15 protein-coding genes are annotated in these 15,201 nt (G+C 47.8%); 5 read left to right on the forward strand and 10 right to left on the reverse strand.

Going from position 1 to position 15,201, the window contains the following annotated elements; translation table 11 throughout:
- Positions 1 to 80 precede the first annotated feature (80 nt).
- From sigJ to QF049_RS17720, 3 genes are read right to left on the reverse strand one after another with little or no spacing between them, the layout of a single operon-like run.
- Entirely contained in the window at positions 81 to 992 is a 912-nt protein-coding gene (gene sigJ / locus QF049_RS17710; RefSeq protein WP_307539287.1) for an RNA polymerase sigma factor SigJ, read from the reverse strand.
- Entirely contained in the window at positions 982 to 2,301 is a 1,320-nt protein-coding gene (locus tag QF049_RS17715) for a phytoene desaturase family protein (RefSeq protein ID WP_307539289.1), read from the reverse strand. Before QF049_RS17715 ends, sigJ begins: the two co-directional genes overlap by 11 nt.
- Positions 2,302 to 2,359: 58 nt before the next feature.
- Positions 2,360 to 3,256, reverse strand: coding sequence for a helix-turn-helix transcriptional regulator (locus QF049_RS17720; protein ID WP_307539291.1), 897 nt, complete (start codon positions 3,254 to 3,256; stop codon positions 2,360 to 2,362).
- Positions 3,257 to 3,383: 127 nt separating this feature from the next.
- On the opposite strand from QF049_RS17720, the gene QF049_RS17725 reads away from it, so the two are divergent.
- Positions 3,384 to 4,271 carry a sugar phosphate isomerase/epimerase family protein gene (locus tag QF049_RS17725; protein WP_307539293.1) on the forward strand — a complete coding sequence of 296 codons (888 nt, stop codon included), beginning with the start codon at positions 3,384 to 3,386 and terminating at the stop codon, positions 4,269 to 4,271.
- Between the two features lie 75 nt (positions 4,272 to 4,346).
- The gene (locus QF049_RS17730) at positions 4,347 to 5,402 is read left to right on the forward strand and encodes a Gfo/Idh/MocA family protein (protein ID WP_307539295.1); all 1,056 of its coding nucleotides are present in this window, start codon (positions 4,347 to 4,349) and stop codon (positions 5,400 to 5,402) included.
- A gap of 308 nt (positions 5,403 to 5,710) precedes the next feature.
- Here the strand turns inward: QF049_RS17730 and QF049_RS17735 are convergent, their stop codons facing one another.
- Complete coding sequence (locus QF049_RS17735) at positions 5,711 to 7,030, reverse strand: glycoside hydrolase family 125 protein (protein ID WP_307539297.1); 1,320 nt, start codon at positions 7,028 to 7,030, stop codon at positions 5,711 to 5,713.
- 335 nt (positions 7,031 to 7,365) lie between these two features.
- Here QF049_RS17735 and QF049_RS17740 point away from each other — a divergent pair, with 335 nt between their 5' ends.
- Positions 7,366 to 8,430, forward strand: a complete 1,065-nt coding sequence (locus QF049_RS17740; protein WP_307539299.1) for a LacI family DNA-binding transcriptional regulator — start codon at positions 7,366 to 7,368, stop codon at positions 8,428 to 8,430.
- A gap of 223 nt (positions 8,431 to 8,653) precedes the next feature.
- On the opposite strand, the gene QF049_RS17745 is transcribed toward QF049_RS17740, so the two are convergent.
- The 3 genes from QF049_RS17745 to QF049_RS17755 form a co-directional block, all read right to left on the reverse strand.
- Positions 8,654 to 10,267, reverse strand: coding sequence for a hypothetical protein (locus QF049_RS17745; RefSeq protein ID WP_307539300.1), 1,614 nt, complete (start codon positions 10,265 to 10,267; stop codon positions 8,654 to 8,656).
- Positions 10,245 to 10,820 (reverse strand): RNA polymerase sigma factor, encoded by a 576-nt coding sequence (locus QF049_RS17750; RefSeq protein ID WP_307539302.1) that lies wholly within the window; start codon positions 10,818 to 10,820, stop codon positions 10,245 to 10,247. The genes QF049_RS17745 and QF049_RS17750 overlap by 23 nt, the downstream gene beginning before the upstream one ends.
- A gap of 226 nt (positions 10,821 to 11,046) precedes the next feature.
- Positions 11,047 to 11,562 (reverse strand): mismatch-specific DNA-glycosylase, encoded by a 516-nt coding sequence (locus QF049_RS17755; RefSeq protein WP_307539303.1) that lies wholly within the window; start codon positions 11,560 to 11,562, stop codon positions 11,047 to 11,049.
- A 121-nt stretch (positions 11,563 to 11,683) separates the two neighbouring features.
- On the opposite strand from QF049_RS17755, the gene QF049_RS17760 reads away from it, so the two are divergent.
- The gene (locus QF049_RS17760; RefSeq protein WP_017690279.1) at positions 11,684 to 12,604 is read left to right on the forward strand and encodes an AEC family transporter; all 921 of its coding nucleotides are present in this window, start codon (positions 11,684 to 11,686) and stop codon (positions 12,602 to 12,604) included.
- A 61-nt stretch (positions 12,605 to 12,665) separates the two neighbouring features.
- Here the strand turns inward: QF049_RS17760 and QF049_RS17765 are convergent, their stop codons facing one another.
- Positions 12,666 to 12,917 (reverse strand): RNA-binding protein, encoded by a 252-nt coding sequence (locus QF049_RS17765; RefSeq protein ID WP_091015650.1) that lies wholly within the window; start codon positions 12,915 to 12,917, stop codon positions 12,666 to 12,668.
- A 276-nt stretch (positions 12,918 to 13,193) separates the two neighbouring features.
- On the opposite strand from QF049_RS17765, the gene QF049_RS17770 reads away from it, so the two are divergent.
- Entirely contained in the window at positions 13,194 to 13,586 is a 393-nt protein-coding gene (locus QF049_RS17770; RefSeq protein ID WP_192132905.1) for a RidA family protein, read from the forward strand.
- A 133-nt stretch (positions 13,587 to 13,719) separates the two neighbouring features.
- Here QF049_RS17770 and QF049_RS17775 read toward each other — a convergent pair whose 3' ends face one another.
- Both QF049_RS17775 and QF049_RS17780 read right to left on the reverse strand, forming a co-directional pair.
- The gene (locus QF049_RS17775; protein WP_307539307.1) at positions 13,720 to 14,349 is read right to left on the reverse strand and encodes a copper amine oxidase N-terminal domain-containing protein; all 630 of its coding nucleotides are present in this window, start codon (positions 14,347 to 14,349) and stop codon (positions 13,720 to 13,722) included.
- A 48-nt stretch (positions 14,350 to 14,397) separates the two neighbouring features.
- Positions 14,398 to 15,201, reverse strand: a complete 804-nt coding sequence (locus QF049_RS17780; protein WP_307539309.1) for a nucleotidyltransferase domain-containing protein — start codon at positions 15,199 to 15,201, stop codon at positions 14,398 to 14,400.

Consider the following 15,201-nt stretch of genomic DNA (forward strand, 5'->3'; position numbering starts at 1 on the left):
ATAAAATAACCCGGATGATCGCCAGAGATTGGCAATCATCCGGGTTTTGTTTGTCTAATGCCATCTCTCCCAAATTAATCTCACCCTAAATTCAAATGCCGCAGCTTATCTGGATTACGCATGAGATAAATCCGTTGAACGCGGTCGTTTCTGAACGCAAGACTGACAACAGTCGGGAATGCCTCGGAGGGGCTGCTTAATACAAATCCAAGTTGTCCGTTGATCTTGACGAGCCGCACAGCCCCCGTGCTGTCACTTTTGGATACAAGCCCTTGAATGAACGCAAGAACTCGCTGGCTTGATGTAACTGGTTTAATTGCTGCCATGACTTTACCGCCACCATCACTATACAGCACAATATCGTCCGAAAGCATTCTGAAGAGCCCTTCCATATCACCAGTAGAGGTGGCCTGGAGGAAACGAAGTGCAAGCTGCTCGGACTGTGCGCTGGGGGTCAACTCGACTTCCGGCTCATCTTGGATTTTACGTTTGAGACGACTGTAAATCTTGCGGCATCCCAGCTCCGTCTTGTTCACGAAGTTTGCAATATCGCAATAATCAAATTCGAAGGCTTCTCGTAGAACGAATACCGCGCGCTCAATAGGAGTTAGCCGATCAAGCATGACAAGAAAGGCGTACGAGATCGTATCTTCCAGTTCAATCGTTTGGAGTGGGTCCTGTCCCGCTGCTGAAGCCGATCCTGGAGCGACCATATAGTCTTGCACCAGAGGTTCGGGCAGCCATGGCCCGATATATACCTCTCTTTTTTTACGTGTTGATTTCAAGTAATCCAGACAACGGTTCGTAACCATTTTGCATAAGTACGCTTTTAGGTTACGAACAGGGCCACCCTCCTTATGGATATCCTGCTGTTGTACCGTTACAAATGCATCCTGCACCAAATCCTCAGCATGAGTGACAGATCCTAACATACGATATGCGATGGAAAGAAGAAGGGGTTTGTACGTTCTGTATACCAAGTCAAGCTCCATGATACATCCCTTCCTTATCTTTTTCTCTACCTGCTATTATCATTTGAGCAGCCTCTTTCGCGCTCGCTAAGGATGCGTTAATCAACATCCCCTCAGCTCCTACCCAATCGCCAGCAACATAGAGTCCGGGTCTTCCTTTGACCGCAGGTCCAGGCCTGCCCGGGAGGCCGCCGTTCGCCGCGGTGACGATGCCATGCGAGACAAGCATTCGCGGAAGGAACCGCTGCTGAATGACGTGCTTGCGCCACCCCGGCTGAATGAAATCAAGAAAGCCTTTAAGCTCGTGTTCATCCTGCCTGGGGTCCGAATTGATTGAAGCCGACAAATACTTCATGACATGCACAACCTCGTTTGCCGGGTTCTCTGATAAGGAAGCCGCGGCGGAATGGTTGGAGTAGTACAACGGGTAATCGGCGCCTAAAACAAATTTCGTCTTTGGTTGAGGCATTCCCGATACGACGAGATCCAGGCACGCGGCACGAACAGGAGTTAAAATTTTATATGCTTCCGCTTCCATGGGTGTAAGAGCGGGATTGAGGAGAGCTAGCGTATCCATTGGACCGGCAGTGGATATCACCTGACGAGTCGTCAACTGTGATCCATCTTTTAAAGTGACCATCATTTGCGGATAGCTCCCCGCAATGCCCAGTACAACCGAGCTCGTGCGGATTAACACGTTAGCCTGCTGAGCTTGTTCTGTCAGCCGGCTGACGAGGAATTGCCAGCCTTCATCTATATACAGCACTTGGCTCTGCTGGAGCTGCTTGATGACTGCGCCAGCACTTAGCTGGTCGGGAGCATCGCAGTACGTGCTCAAACGAACGAGACCAAGCACGACACTGCGCACACGTGGACTGGAGATCTGGGCTTCCAAATGAGCCTGCAGACTAACTTTACACAGAGCAGATGTGTCTGTCTTGCTTAGGGAAGTGTAGAACCGAAGGAGTTGGGACTTCTCCTGCCACTTCAAGAACGATCCGAGCAAGAGCTGAGCTAGAGGAATCGCCCTATAACCGCCGTTTGTTCCTTCGAACACCAATGTGCCTGGCGGTTTCGGTACTGCTCCGGTAGGTGTGACGCCTACCTCTTGCAGAATGGGAAGCGCACTCTTACTGAGAGCATGGGCTCCCAAGTTTACGCGTGCGGCTGCGATCTCAGTCGAAATAGCCCGGCCTCCGGGATGTTTTCCTTTGTCGAGCAGCAGTACAGTCTGGCCCGCCCGTGCCAGATATATCGAGGCGGTTAATCCGGCAATGCCTGCTCCCACGATGACAACATCCCATATCGGTTTATTGTGATTCTGTATCATGTATATCAATCCCTTCCGCTTGATGCATACATGACGATGAACGGAGCTTTTTTGTGACTCAACCTTCCTTCTTCAACCGCCCCTGGGAGGGAGTCATCCCCTTGTATTGCTTATACAGTTTCGTAAAATAGTTGGCGTTGTCGCAGCCTACTCTGGCGGCAATCTCCGTAATGGTCAGACTACTACCTTGCAGCAGCTGCTCTGCCTCACTCATCCTGCACCCGTTCACGTATTCTACAAAGGTACGTCCGGTCAGCTTTTTGAACATTTTGCAGAAGTGATACGCATTCAATCCCACATGACTTGCCGCTTCCGTAACAGACATCTTACCTGTGGGGTCCGCTTCAATCTGTGCAATCAACTGTTTGAAACGTTCACGATTAGGAAAATACGATCCGACCGACTTATCCGGCAACTGCTGTGGCATAAAGGTACGAGCAAGCAGAGTGAACAAAGCATGCAGCTTGGACTTCACTACCAGCTGATAAGCGGGGGGCTGTGATGCCATCTCCTCCACAGCTTCATTCAACAAAGAATAATAGCCTATACAGGCTGTGTTTTCCTCTGCCGGTTTGACCGGAAATCTCACCCTGCCTTCCAGATACGGCGCGACATATTGCTCATGCACGGGATCATGGGTGAAATCATGAAACAGTGCACGGTTAACCACGACGGAATCATAATGCACATCCCCATCATCCAGGGCATACCCGACATGCAACGCACCTCCGGGAATGATGATGACCTCACCCGCTCGAACTACATAAGGTTTGCTATCGATATGAAACAGCGCACTGCCCCTTCGCATGACAATCAGTTCAAAATGTTCATGCCAATGCAAATACAGAATGCATTCTTCGGCTTTCATATCCGAACACCGATTTCGGAACAACTGAAACGGGTGCGATTTATGATCAATTCGGGTGTTTTCGTGAAGCGCTTTCAGATCCAGCACGACTTCTTCCCCCTCTTCACAAGATCCGACTAATATTACACAAGATTGTTTAGAGCCATCCCGTTAATCCCCGTCTATAATGAGTGTCACGAAGTACTATAAGCCAATATTGGAGTGAATTACAACCATGAAAAATCCATTACGCATCGGTACCCTTGTAGGCGGGCAGGACGCCGTCCGAGTGATCCCGCAGATCATGCAACACGGTTTCGAATCATTCAATCTGACTTTCTGGCAAACGACAGGCGATCTGGATCTCGCCGAGACAGCGAAACGTGTTCGTGAAATCGTGGACGAACAGGGCATTGTCATCTCCGCGGTGAGTGTGTTTGGTAACCCGCTAACTGGAGCGGGAGACAACGCGGATACACTCGCGAGCTGGGAGCGAGTCATCGATCATGCACAGCTCTTCGGTGCAGATATCGTCTCCGGGTTCACCGGACGTCTGACCGATCAACCCATTAACGAGTCCATTCCCCGTTTCAAGGAAGTATTTGGTGAACTGGCGCGCCGGGCAGCAGACCGGGGTGTACGCATTGCTTTTGAAAACTGTGATATGGGTGGAACTTGGCAGACGGGCGACTGGAACATTGCCCATAACCCGACAGCCTGGGAGATGATGTTCGATGCTGTTCCGGATGAAAATGTGGGTCTGGAATGGGAGCCTTGCCATCAAATGTCCAGCCTGATCGATCCTCTTCCACAGCTGCGCAAATGGGCTCACAAAGTGTTCCACGTACATGGAAAAGATGCCACGATTGCCTGGGATATCGTCAAGGAATATGGTGTGCATGGCCCGCGGGAATTTGTCTGGCACCGCACTCCGGGCTTCGGGGATAACAACTGGGCAGACATTATCACCATTCTGCGTCAGAACGGCTACCAGGGCACGATTGATATTGAAGGCTGGCATGATCCGGTGTACAAAGATGAACTCGAAATGACTGGACAGGTGCATGCATTACGATATTTGAAGCAATGCCGTGGTGGCGATTTTGTGCCAAACCCGGTATAGAAACCTTGCTGAACACTCCTTGTAATAAACGATTCAAAGCTGTAAAAACCTAATTCATCCGAAGGAGATGAGACGATGAGTCATGCTTATCAGGTAATCATCGCAGGCTGTGGCGCCATGGCCAATACGTGGGCAGACTATGCCTTGCAAAGACCGGATACGGAAATCGTTGGGCTGGTCGATCTGTACGAACAGACAGCCACTGCTTTCGCTGCAAGACATGGTCTCACCTGTCCTACATTCACCGATATCCGTGAGGCCATCCAAGCTACCGGTGCGAATATCGTGTTCGATGTCACGATTCCGGCGAGTCATTACGGCATTGCCATGACAGCGCTGAAGGAAGGATGTCATGTCTTTGGCGAGAAACCCCTTGCGGAGTCCTTCTCCGACTGCACAGATATTGTGCAAACCGCTCACAGCACAGGACGCATTCAAGCCGTGATGCAAAACCGCCGGTTCGATCCGCGTATCCGCGCCTACCAGCACCTCATTTCCGGTGGAGCTATAGGGCAGGTAGGTTATGCGGGGGCTGACTTTTTCCTTGGGCCACACTTCGGCGGATTCCGGGATCTGATGGATAGTCCACTGCTGCTCGATATGGCGATACATACGTTTGATCAGGCACGGTACATTCTTGGAGCCAACCCGGTCTCGGTATACTGCCATGAATTCAACCCTCCAGGTTCCTGGTATCAGGGCAATGCAATGGCGTTATGTATATTTGAGATGTCTGACGGGTCCGTGTTCAACTATCGTGGCTCATGGTGCGCAGAGGGTGTACCCACATCATGGGAAGCAAGCTGGCGCGTAACGGGTGAAAAAGGAACCGCCATCTGGAATGGTCATGAAGATATCTATGCTGAGGTGGTTGCTGCGCAACACCTGGATGCCGACGGCAAACCATCCTTTTTCCAGCCAAGTGAGCGGATTGAAGCGGAACTGCCGATCATGGATAAAACAGGACACCACGGCTGCCTAGAAGACATGTTTGCCGCACTGGAATCCGGCCGACTGCCTGAGACCGATTGCAGTGATAACCAGTTCAGCATGGCTATGGTCCTCGCATCTTTGGAAAGCGCACGCACAGGCCAGAAAGTATTCATCACCGATCTACTGAAAAACACATAGCGAAGCGCCTGTGTTTTTCAATTAAACAAAGCCCAAACTGCAAAGTTCAGCAGTTTGGGCTTTATTGTTTTTTACCTACTCTTCTATTCTAAAAATGATGTCGTTCAAAAAACAGTCGCGCTCGATAGTAAAAGTAGTGCAGGGAACGAAATCGATTCTGAAGAAACGAAGTGTTCGCCTTTATCACCGGATTTCGACTTTACAAAAGTCGATCAGGAAATCCGGGGATAACAGCGATCAAAAGAACGATTCGTAACCGGAACGGCTGCTTCACGAGCAGTAAGAACTCTTTTTTTATAATGTATCTTTTATAGAATTCCTTTTTTCATTGCCTTGTACACCAGTTGTGAGAAAAGGCTATTGGACCAGGCAAACCATGGTCTAGTGAACGTGTTTGGATCATCGGCGTGGAAGCCCTCATGCATATATCCCGTACCTGCATCCGTGTTCTCCAGCAATTCAATCATCGCCAGCATTTCCTCGTCATTGTCTGCGGTCAGACCCTGCATGGATAGCGCCATGTGCCAGATGTATCCCGGAGGGGTATGTGGGCTACCGATCCCTTTGGCTACCTTCCCTTCATAGTAGAACGGATTCTCCCTACTCAAAATGAATCGGCGTGTGTTCTGATATACCCTGTCTTCAATCGAAGCATACTCCATATACGGGATGGACATCAGCCCAGGCGTGCCCGCATCATCCATAAGGCAAAAGTTGCCGTAACCGTCCGTTTCATAGGCATATATCTGTCCATACTCTGGATGACGGTAAGTACCGTACAGGGAAATGCCATGTCGTATTTCTTCTTCCAAACGAGCCATCCGGTTTACCAGTTGTTCATCCCGAAATACCCACTTCCCGATCTCCCCCATCTGGCGCAAGGTTACCGCAGCGAACATGTTCGCCGGAATATTATAATGAAAATCACAGGCATCATCGCTCGGACGGAATCCGGACCAGATCATTCCCGTGTAATTCACAGGCATACCCAACCCCTCATTACGCAGCGTATCATGAGCTGGACAATTGCGCCGCATGAACTGGTAAGATGAACGCTCTGCGTGATGCTGCTCCGTCTCCCATAGTTGTACGATATTCTCCATCACTTTCTTGAAGCGCTCATCGAATATATCCGTAAGTTCCGTCTCCCGCCAATATGTATAAGCCAGCTTCATGGAGAAACAAAGGGAATCCAGCTCAAACTTCCGTTCCCACACCCACGGTGACATCTCCGTCTCATCATTGGCATCCCAATGCCAACCATTCGCCGTTTCATTGAACGCATTGGCATAGATATCCATATCAGCGTAGAACGTATGCCGTTTGACCAGGCCTCTAATAATACGCTGCAACTTCTCATCATCCTTGGCAAGCGGAACATAATGCATGACCTGTTCTACGGAATCCCTTAACCACATCGCGGGAATATCCCCTGTTATTACAAAGGTTGTCCCATCCTCAAGTAGCTTCGTGGTCGTTTCCAGTGTATTGGGAAAACAATTGCGAAACTGAGCCAGCAATCTCGGTCGATGTTGCAAACGCTCGTCCGCCTCAGTCAGAATATCCTGCACAGCTTGTGGCAACTCCAGATGCGGCATAGGGATTTTCGGTAATCTGAACTGTTCCATGGATGTCGTCTCCTTTGAATTGAGGTTTTATGTATAAGTTGATAAAAGATTATTTACACTTGCACTACGATGACAGAACAACTTTCCAATCGCTGTTATCCCCAGATTTTTTCGATCCCCTTTCTCATGGGGAAATCCGGTGATAAAGGCGCACGCTTCGCTTTGTCAATTTTTTTCTGTCCTCTCCGTTATCGTGTAAATGATTAGTTCAACTTATATAGATTGACTATATGACCCTAACTCTATTGTTATTTTTGTTATGATAATTTATAATAACATTATTATTTGTAAGTGTACTGTGTCAGAAGATGATCGTCAAATGAAGGAGTAATGATATGTCACGCAAAGTATCCATTCAGACGCTGGCTGACCAGCTCGGATTATCCAAATATGCCGTCTCCCGCGCACTCAGTGGCAAGACGGGTGTCAGTGAAGCGACACGCGCACGGGTACTGGAACTCGCTCGGGCACTGGGATATCGCCAAAGTACTCCTGGTGCTAGCAATAGTCCTGCTGCCGCAAACCATGTGGATGATCCTTCCGATCCTCCATTTGTTCTCATATGCATGAATCAGCTTAACCGCGGTGAACCCCACTACTGGCAACGTGTTCTGTCAGGCATGATCTCCGCCTGTAATGAGCGCAGTTGGCATCATGCCATTGTATCTCCCTCACTCGGAGTGACAGACGAGAACACCTCTCCCGAAAAAGCTATTGCTCCTCACTTGGACTGGGAACGATGTGCCGGGATTATTGTCATGGGTGCTTTTCCTCATACGGTTCTGCAACGACTCTCTCAGACGGGTCGGCCTATTATTCTGGTGGATCATCAGGAACCCCTGCTGAATTGTGATACGATCAGCCATGATAATCTGGAAGCCGGCATCACCGTGGCTAGATATCTAATGTCTATGAATTGCCGACGGATCGGCCTCATCACAGATGATGGTCGTGCTGCCAGCTTCGCGCAGCGGAAGATCGGGATTGAACTGGCTCTAAACCATTTCCATGTGGACACCAGTCATACGACCAGCTTCAGAGAATGGAATATTCCGTATGAGAACGGCGAATGGATTAACCAATTGGCTACCACAATTCAAAACATGCCAGATGATGAACGTCCCGATGCCTGGATTGGTGTAAATGATGATATTGCCTTGCAATGGATGCACAAACTACAGGAGATGGGCATCTCCACGCCTAAAGATTGCCTTGTCATCGGTATCGACAATGTACACTCTGCCGTTACGTCTTCCCCGCCTCTGACCACAGTTAATCTGTGTAAAGAGGAACTTGGACAACGTGCGGTGGAAGCTTTGCAACGTCGGATCGAACGCCCGGGAACGCCGAAGGAAACCGTTATGTTATCGACCACGTTAATTCCAAGGGAATCTGCATAATTCGGAAAGGGTAACTGCTCTTTTCTGAAGATGGATTCGTTAGGTATGCCCCCGTAAGTCTGGTGCATACGAAAAAGGCCCCGCATACCATTATGCAGGGCCTTTTCGTATATTAGGCTTATATCCTTATATGTCTATACATCCACACTTAAATCTGTTGATCCATCCTTATACATCCATTCGAAGTTTTCATTTACTTCATGTCTGAGAATTGTACTAGTGGTTATTCCAGCCAGGGCAAGCTATTGTACGACGGAAGGTCCACTTCCCAATTCACATCGCGATACTCTCGGTTAACTGCGGTTCGTTTCAAAGTGAATTTTGTACCCTTTTCATCGTTAAACCCCCGTATTTTTAATTGCAGATCATCTTCAACGTATTCACCGTTATTATTAGGTTGATCCGGATAACCGTTCACTTCAACAGGATACTCTTTTCCATCCGAATCTACTGCAACCCAGCGATCACCCATGAAAGCATTTCGGAACGTCCCACTCCCCTTCAGAACTAGTGAATACCCTTCCTTTACATCAATCTTCGGAGGATCATACGATTCCATCAGTGGCTCGTACTCAAAATCATAGAATAATATTTTATCTCCAAGCTGTTCAAATTGTGCAAAAGTATAAAAATTCGTGTCCTTACGCCTCTTCTCCAGATCAACTTCCACTGATTTCTCTTCCTTCACCGGGAGGGTGTAACCATCCAGAACAAAGCGAATGTTCTTCGCATCTACCGTTACAAACGCAGGGTCCCATGTCTCTGACAACTTCAACGGCCCACCATTCCTTAAGTCACTCTGATCTTGGAGTCGAAACTTGGCTTGACGGGCATCTGGTCTTATTCCATTGAAAATTCGATATTCATTTGTTTCAGGAATCTCAAGATGGTAGATGATACTCATATAGCTCGCCCAATTCTCATCAACTTTGCCACGAAGCTTATCCTCCAGCTTCACATTTAGATCTAGCCGGGTTCCATTTGGCGTACGTACAAGCTGTGTCATATCAAGCTTTAGTCCTTCTGGCGTCGTATATGTGTTATCCATAGAATTTTCAACAGCCAATGATTTGGCTTTGGTCATATCGATATTGAATTGGAAGCTCCAATCCACCGTAACATCTCTATCTTCGTAGGATTTCTTCTCGTAATCATAATATCTGCCCACATTTAAATTACGCAGTTCACCCCGCACGACCACTTGATCCGGAATTTCATCATCAAACTGGAATAACAATCGTTCAGATAGAGGGCCCTTTGTTCTTGCATCTCTTGCAAGAGTGGCAACCTGTCGCCCCTCTTCATCCGTAACATGAATTCTCCCCATCGCATACAGTGACCGTGATAACCCTAATCCATCAGGTGTTGTTTGTTGCATGGTCATTACCATATGAGATCGGTCTACAAGCACGTCTTCAATTTTAAGCGTGTAGCCCTGGTCATTGATATTGATATCCGGATTAACCACAAGTCCAAGAGGTTTAAGACGTTTATAATCATCCGCAAAATAGGAATATTTCAATGCTTCAGGCACAGGTATGTTAGGCAATGGCAGACGATCCACAGCATTTACCGCGGGTTGTGCTGGCTCTGCTGTTCGGTCAAAAGCAAACCAGGCCCCTCCGGCAAGTATCACAACTGCCGCGGCGGCGATTCCAGTCCGGCGCATCCAATGTGCTCTCATGGATTTTTTTACGAATGGACTTCCGTCTTCGCCACTTTCCATGGACACGCCATCCAGCTTCTGCATGAGCTTAAGCGTAAAATCCGCATCCGGCTCCTCTCGATACAAATGCTCTTCCCACAACCGATCTTCATCCTTTGAAATAGGCTTCATACGTGGCTAAACCTCCTTTGCGTTCCATTTGCTTCCTCAGCGTTTTTTTCCCGCGATAAAGGGCGTTGCGCACTTTGGTTGAACTCATGCCTGTAATGTCTGCAATCTCTTCATAGCTCAACTCGTTTGTGTACTTCAGTAATAACACCAGGCGATACGATTCAGGTAACTGTTCGAGTTGGCGATATATTTCACGCTGCATCTCTTTATGCAGCACACGCTTTTCCGGTGTTTCATTACTGACAGGTTCGATCCCCTGATCGACCGGAGACATGACGGGTTTCTTTTCCCGTATAAAATCCCGCATCCGGTTCACCGCAATGGTGTACACCCACGACGAGAAACGACTCCCCTCCCGCCGCGACGGGAGATAGCGATAGATGCGAATGAATGTATCCTGAGCGAGATCCTGTGCATCCGGATGACTCGCACCCATTCCGCGCATGATGCCGTAGACTTTATTTTTATATCGATCCACAAGCACGGAGAACAATTGCTTATCCCCTGCAACAATGCGCTCAATAAGCTCCTCCTCCGGTATCTGTTGAGTCATGTAATCCCCCTTCTCTACAGCTTCCATGCATGGTTCTGTACTATATAGACGGAAGCCGTTCCCGAAACCTCTCACTTTATCCAAAAAAAAGAATTCGCCCTCATCGGCGAAGCCGACAGGGTGAACTCTGCGTACCAACATTCTGTGATTGTCGCTGCACATTCTCTATAGGTTTCGTGGTAGCCTATTACTGCTGCTATCTTACCTCTCCTGTCTTTCTTACCTCTTAATCTTCCCTGTTTTTCTCCACAACAAAATCAGCAAGCTGGGAATAGATCGCCACAATCTCATCCATCGACATGCGCACGAGCCCACTGGACGACGGAGCGACGAACTCCTGAATTTCCTTGACGACCGGGTCATCCTGGAATCCCCATTGTACTTTGGTACGCTTGCTGTACTGGGTGTACACGCCTTTTCCAACAAAACAAGCGATGTCCGGTCGGTATTTCTCCAGCTTTTGTCGTAAAATCTGTCGTCCTTCTGCGTACTCTTCCTTTGTAATATCCTCCATACCTCTGGTGGGACGGGCCACAATATTCGTGAATCCATATCCCAGCTTCAGCAACTCTCCATCCTCCTGTGCATCGTATAAACGCGGGGTTAATCCCGCCCGTTCAAGAATGCGCCAGAACCGGTTTCCTTTGTAAGCATAATGATGACCCGTCTCTCCAGACGTAATGCTCGGATTGAAACCAATAAACAATATCGATAAACCAACATCCAGATGATCTGGAATCATGATGCAACCCCTCCTGATGTTTTTTAGCCAATTCACACATTCGGTTGTGTATAAAATGATATAATGAGCAAAGCATTTTCGAAATCGGATTGAAATTTTCATGAAAAAGGAAGCTGAACTAATGATTGCAGACATCATGCTTGAAGTCGTCCTGCCCGTCTTTCTCCTCATTGCCGTCGGGTCCTGGATGCAAAAGGTGTTCAAGCTGGACTTGTACACACTCGCCAAAATCAATTTCTATTGTATTACCCCCGCAGCCGTCTTTATGAGCATGTACCACTCGGATATGTCGGGCGAACTGCTTGGGACCGTGACACTCTTTTACGCGATATATGTATTGATTCTCTATATTGTAGGTTCTGTATTTGCGCGCTCGCTTCGGATGAATAAAGGCATGAAGGCTGCCTTCAACAACAGTATTATGCTGGATAACGCAGGCAACTATGGACTGCCCATCAATGCACTGGTATTCCGCGGCGATCCACTCGCCTCTTCCATCCAGGCGCTGGTCATGTCTTTACAAGCATTACTGACATTCACCTATGGCGTGTTGTCCATTCAGGGCGCGAAGCTCAAAGGTAATTACCGTGCGGTGATTATTGGATTTCTTAAAATGCCTGTTCCGTATGCGCTCTTGCTGGGGATTCTGTTACACATGTGGAAGGTTCCCTTGCCTACGTTCCTGTCCATGCCGCTGACCTATGCGCAGCAAAGTATGGTTGCCGTGGCGCTTCTGACACTCGGAGCACAGATTGTAAAATATCCAATTCAACTATACCGTCTTGATGTGTATATTAGCACATTTTTGCGACTCCTGATCGGCCCGGCTATCGGAATTTCGATTGTGCTTCTGCTTGGGTTGGAAGGTATCGCTGCACAGGCACTCATTATCGCTTCGGGTATGCCGACCGGTGTCAACGCATCCATTCTCGCGGAAGAATACGATAACGAACCCGATTTTGCAGCCCAGACGGTGTTGATCTCAACGTTGCTTAATATCATCACAATTACGGCACTGATCTCTTATGCCAAAACGTTCTGATACGAAAAATAAGTCCATGACCCATGAGCAGGGTTGTGGACTTATTTTTGCGGTGCTGAAACTATGTTTCAAACGTCGTTCGTTCAGGAAACTTGCCGCCTTCCCTGAATAAACATCGTACCAGTCGCTGCGCGGCTCGGTTAAAGAAAAAACTCGGACTTACCCCATCCACCTGGACAGGTTCCAGTTCCCTCACACTTTCCTTGATCTTATTCATCTCAATGAGCCCCATCTTTCGCTCATTCGGTCCGAAGCGATAAATAACCTTCTCATCGTCCTCCGTCTGTTTCACCAGCAGAATCACAGATGCCATACAGGTTACCCCCTATCGTTACGTTATGAGATTCCATTAATCACTTGCCTACTATAATTATTACCCAGATTCTAGGGGAAGGATATAGGACTTAAGTTAGTTATACCAAAATTAAATATCCTGATATAAAGATTCTCTGGAATGAGTCGTTAGGCTTACAAACACCGTGTTCACACTATCCTTATGGATAGTCACTATCATAAAAGTGCGTACTGCCCAAGTCGTTTTTCTCCATTTATACTAACCTTATCTTGAATTCCCAAAGGAGAGAAAAATATGTCTACAGCTCAAATATATAGCCACGGTGTCCCGTGGGAAGACGCATTTAGCGTTGCTCAGGGATACAGTGTTAACGGTACGATCTACATTGCAGGTCAATTTTCGCATGATATGCAGGGAGCCTTTATTGGTGTCGATGATATTGAAGCGCAGGTTCGCCAGACACTGGATAACTTGGATCGCGTGCTCGCAGGATTTAACGTGACCAAGTCGAACATTGCTGAACTGGAGATTTTCTTGGTTCACCCACAGGAGCATCTTGAGCCATGTGTTGCCGTGTATAAAGAGTATATCGGTACGCATCGTCCGGCTGTCACGATGGTTGGCACATCCGGACTCGCCTTTCCTCATCAACTGATTGAGATTCGCGCCGTTGCTCATACCAACTGATCCAGGTCAGGTCAAAAGTTGCAGCGCCAAGTAAAATGGCCTGATGAGGTTTCACTTTAACGAAGTTCATATACAAAAAAGAGGCAGGGCCGGATGAACTCCTAACCTGCTTCTTTATGAATTCTTATTCTTATTATTTGACTTTCACCGTCAGCGTATTACCAGATGAAGTGAGGGATGCCTCAAGCCCTTCTACCAAAACTCTGAGCGGAATGTACGTTGTTCCCTTAATTTCTTTGGGTGCTGCCTGTAGGGGGACTTCTTTCCCGTTCACCTTCACCTTTTTACTGCCCAAGGTAAAGATTAGCTTGTACTTGTCTTTGGTAACGGTAATGGTTTGAGTCTTACTGTCCCAAGACGTTTTGGCCTTCAACGCTTTGGCCATCTCACGCAGGGGTACGAGATTCGTGTTATTCATTACAATAGGAGATTCAGTGAAAATAACCTTGGAACCATTCACCTTCACCTGAACAGCAGACTTGATATATTCTGGTTTAGGAGTGGCTTTCTTTTGGGTTGCCGTTGAAGACTTGTTACTTTTCTTGGTACTTCCTGAACTGGATGAACTTGAAGAGGAAGATTTGGAACTCGAAGAAGAACCTCCGTTGTGATAATGATATTCCCCTTGTTTCAGCCCCCATTTTGCACAGTTGGTTCGACAGGTATGTCCCCCATTTGCATCTGTTCTTCCCGGATGGGCAGACACAACAGTAGCAAAAATCATAAAAATGGCAAGCAAACTGCTTATTACTTTGATACGCATACGGATAACCTCCAGCAATAGCGTTGTCAGCACACAACTTTCTTCCTCTTATCCCCGATCGCCCCACACCTCTTGTAATGCCAAACGGAAAATCCGGTCCAATTCTTCAAATTGAATAATCTGCTCAATCTCCATCTGGCCAGCCAGTCGTTCAAAATGCTCGATCTTCTCGGCTAAGAAAGCCTGTACTGCTGGCAACTGCGGCTCCAGATCCAGTTCCTCGCCCGCCTTTTTCCGGCGCAGCAATTCATGAATCTCCGTATATAGCGGTGTAGTCGCAGGTACAAGTTCTTGCACCAGCTCTTCGAATGCCATCGGTGGCATCGCATCATAACGTTCGATCCAGCCACAAGCGAGTAAGGGGCGAAGAACATAGAAGTACTTTTTAATCCTCACTCGCTCCCCTTGTAAATAATCGCGGAAGTTGCCCTTTGCCATATTCAGATAATGATACATGCAGGACTTGGGTGAGAAGGTCAAAGGCGACAGTGCACGGATATGCTGTGCCACGCTATACTGTTCATCATACTGAATCGGGGATTGCAGCCACTCCAATAACGGTGGATTTGATTTGCGAAACAGCTTCAACGCCTTGCGCAGATCCCAACCATTGACATCGAGTTGATCACTGATCGGACGTTCGATCACATCCCTTTTATCCTCAATCGACAAGTACCATTCCAGCGGTCTTACATACAGAAAACGCACATCATAATCACTATCCTGGGAAGGAAACCCCCACGCCCGGCTGCCTGATTCACAGGCATAGATAATCCGTACCTGCTCCTCCTGTTCAATCTGCTTCAGCTGTTGTCTAATCATATCTCTCATTTCTTCATGAACATAAGTCAT

This window comes from Paenibacillus sp. W4I10, from assembly GCF_030816325.1.
In the GTDB taxonomy this organism is placed as follows: domain Bacteria; phylum Bacillota; class Bacilli; order Paenibacillales; family Paenibacillaceae; genus Paenibacillus; species Paenibacillus amylolyticus_B.

What these genes read in the sequence shown, in the direction of transcription:
- QF049_RS17750 (WP_307539302.1), bottom strand. Translation starts at nt 10,820, where the DNA reads ATGACTCAACAGATACCGGAGGAGGAGCTTATTGAGCGCATTGTTGCA.
- QF049_RS17760 (WP_017690279.1), top strand. Translation starts at nt 11,684, where the DNA reads ATGATTGCAGACATCATGCTTGAAGTCGTCCTGCCCGTCTTTCTCCTC.
- QF049_RS17735 (WP_307539297.1), bottom strand. Translation starts at nt 7,030, where the DNA reads ATGGAACAGTTCAGATTACCGAAAATCCCTATGCCGCATCTGGAGTTG.
- sigJ (WP_307539287.1), bottom strand. Translation starts at nt 992, where the DNA reads ATGGAGCTTGACTTGGTATACAGAACGTACAAACCCCTTCTTCTTTCC.
- QF049_RS17740 (WP_307539299.1), top strand. Translation starts at nt 7,366, where the DNA reads ATGTCACGCAAAGTATCCATTCAGACGCTGGCTGACCAGCTCGGATTA.
- QF049_RS17715 (WP_307539289.1), bottom strand. Translation starts at nt 2,301, where the DNA reads ATGATACAGAATCACAATAAACCGATATGGGATGTTGTCATCGTGGGA.
- QF049_RS17725 (WP_307539293.1), top strand. Translation starts at nt 3,384, where the DNA reads ATGAAAAATCCATTACGCATCGGTACCCTTGTAGGCGGGCAGGACGCC.
- QF049_RS17775 (WP_307539307.1), bottom strand. Translation starts at nt 14,349, where the DNA reads ATGCGTATCAAAGTAATAAGCAGTTTGCTTGCCATTTTTATGATTTTT.
- QF049_RS17770 (WP_192132905.1), top strand. Translation starts at nt 13,194, where the DNA reads ATGTCTACAGCTCAAATATATAGCCACGGTGTCCCGTGGGAAGACGCA.
- QF049_RS17765 (WP_091015650.1), bottom strand. Translation starts at nt 12,917, where the DNA reads ATGGCATCTGTGATTCTGCTGGTGAAACAGACGGAGGACGATGAGAAG.
- QF049_RS17745 (WP_307539300.1), bottom strand. Translation starts at nt 10,267, where the DNA reads ATGAAGCCTATTTCAAAGGATGAAGATCGGTTGTGGGAAGAGCATTTG.
- QF049_RS17755 (WP_307539303.1), bottom strand. Translation starts at nt 11,562, where the DNA reads ATGATTCCAGATCATCTGGATGTTGGTTTATCGATATTGTTTATTGGT.
- QF049_RS17780 (WP_307539309.1), bottom strand. Translation starts at nt 15,201, where the DNA reads ATGACTTATGTTCATGAAGAAATGAGAGATATGATTAGACAACAGCTG.
- QF049_RS17730 (WP_307539295.1), top strand. Translation starts at nt 4,347, where the DNA reads ATGAGTCATGCTTATCAGGTAATCATCGCAGGCTGTGGCGCCATGGCC.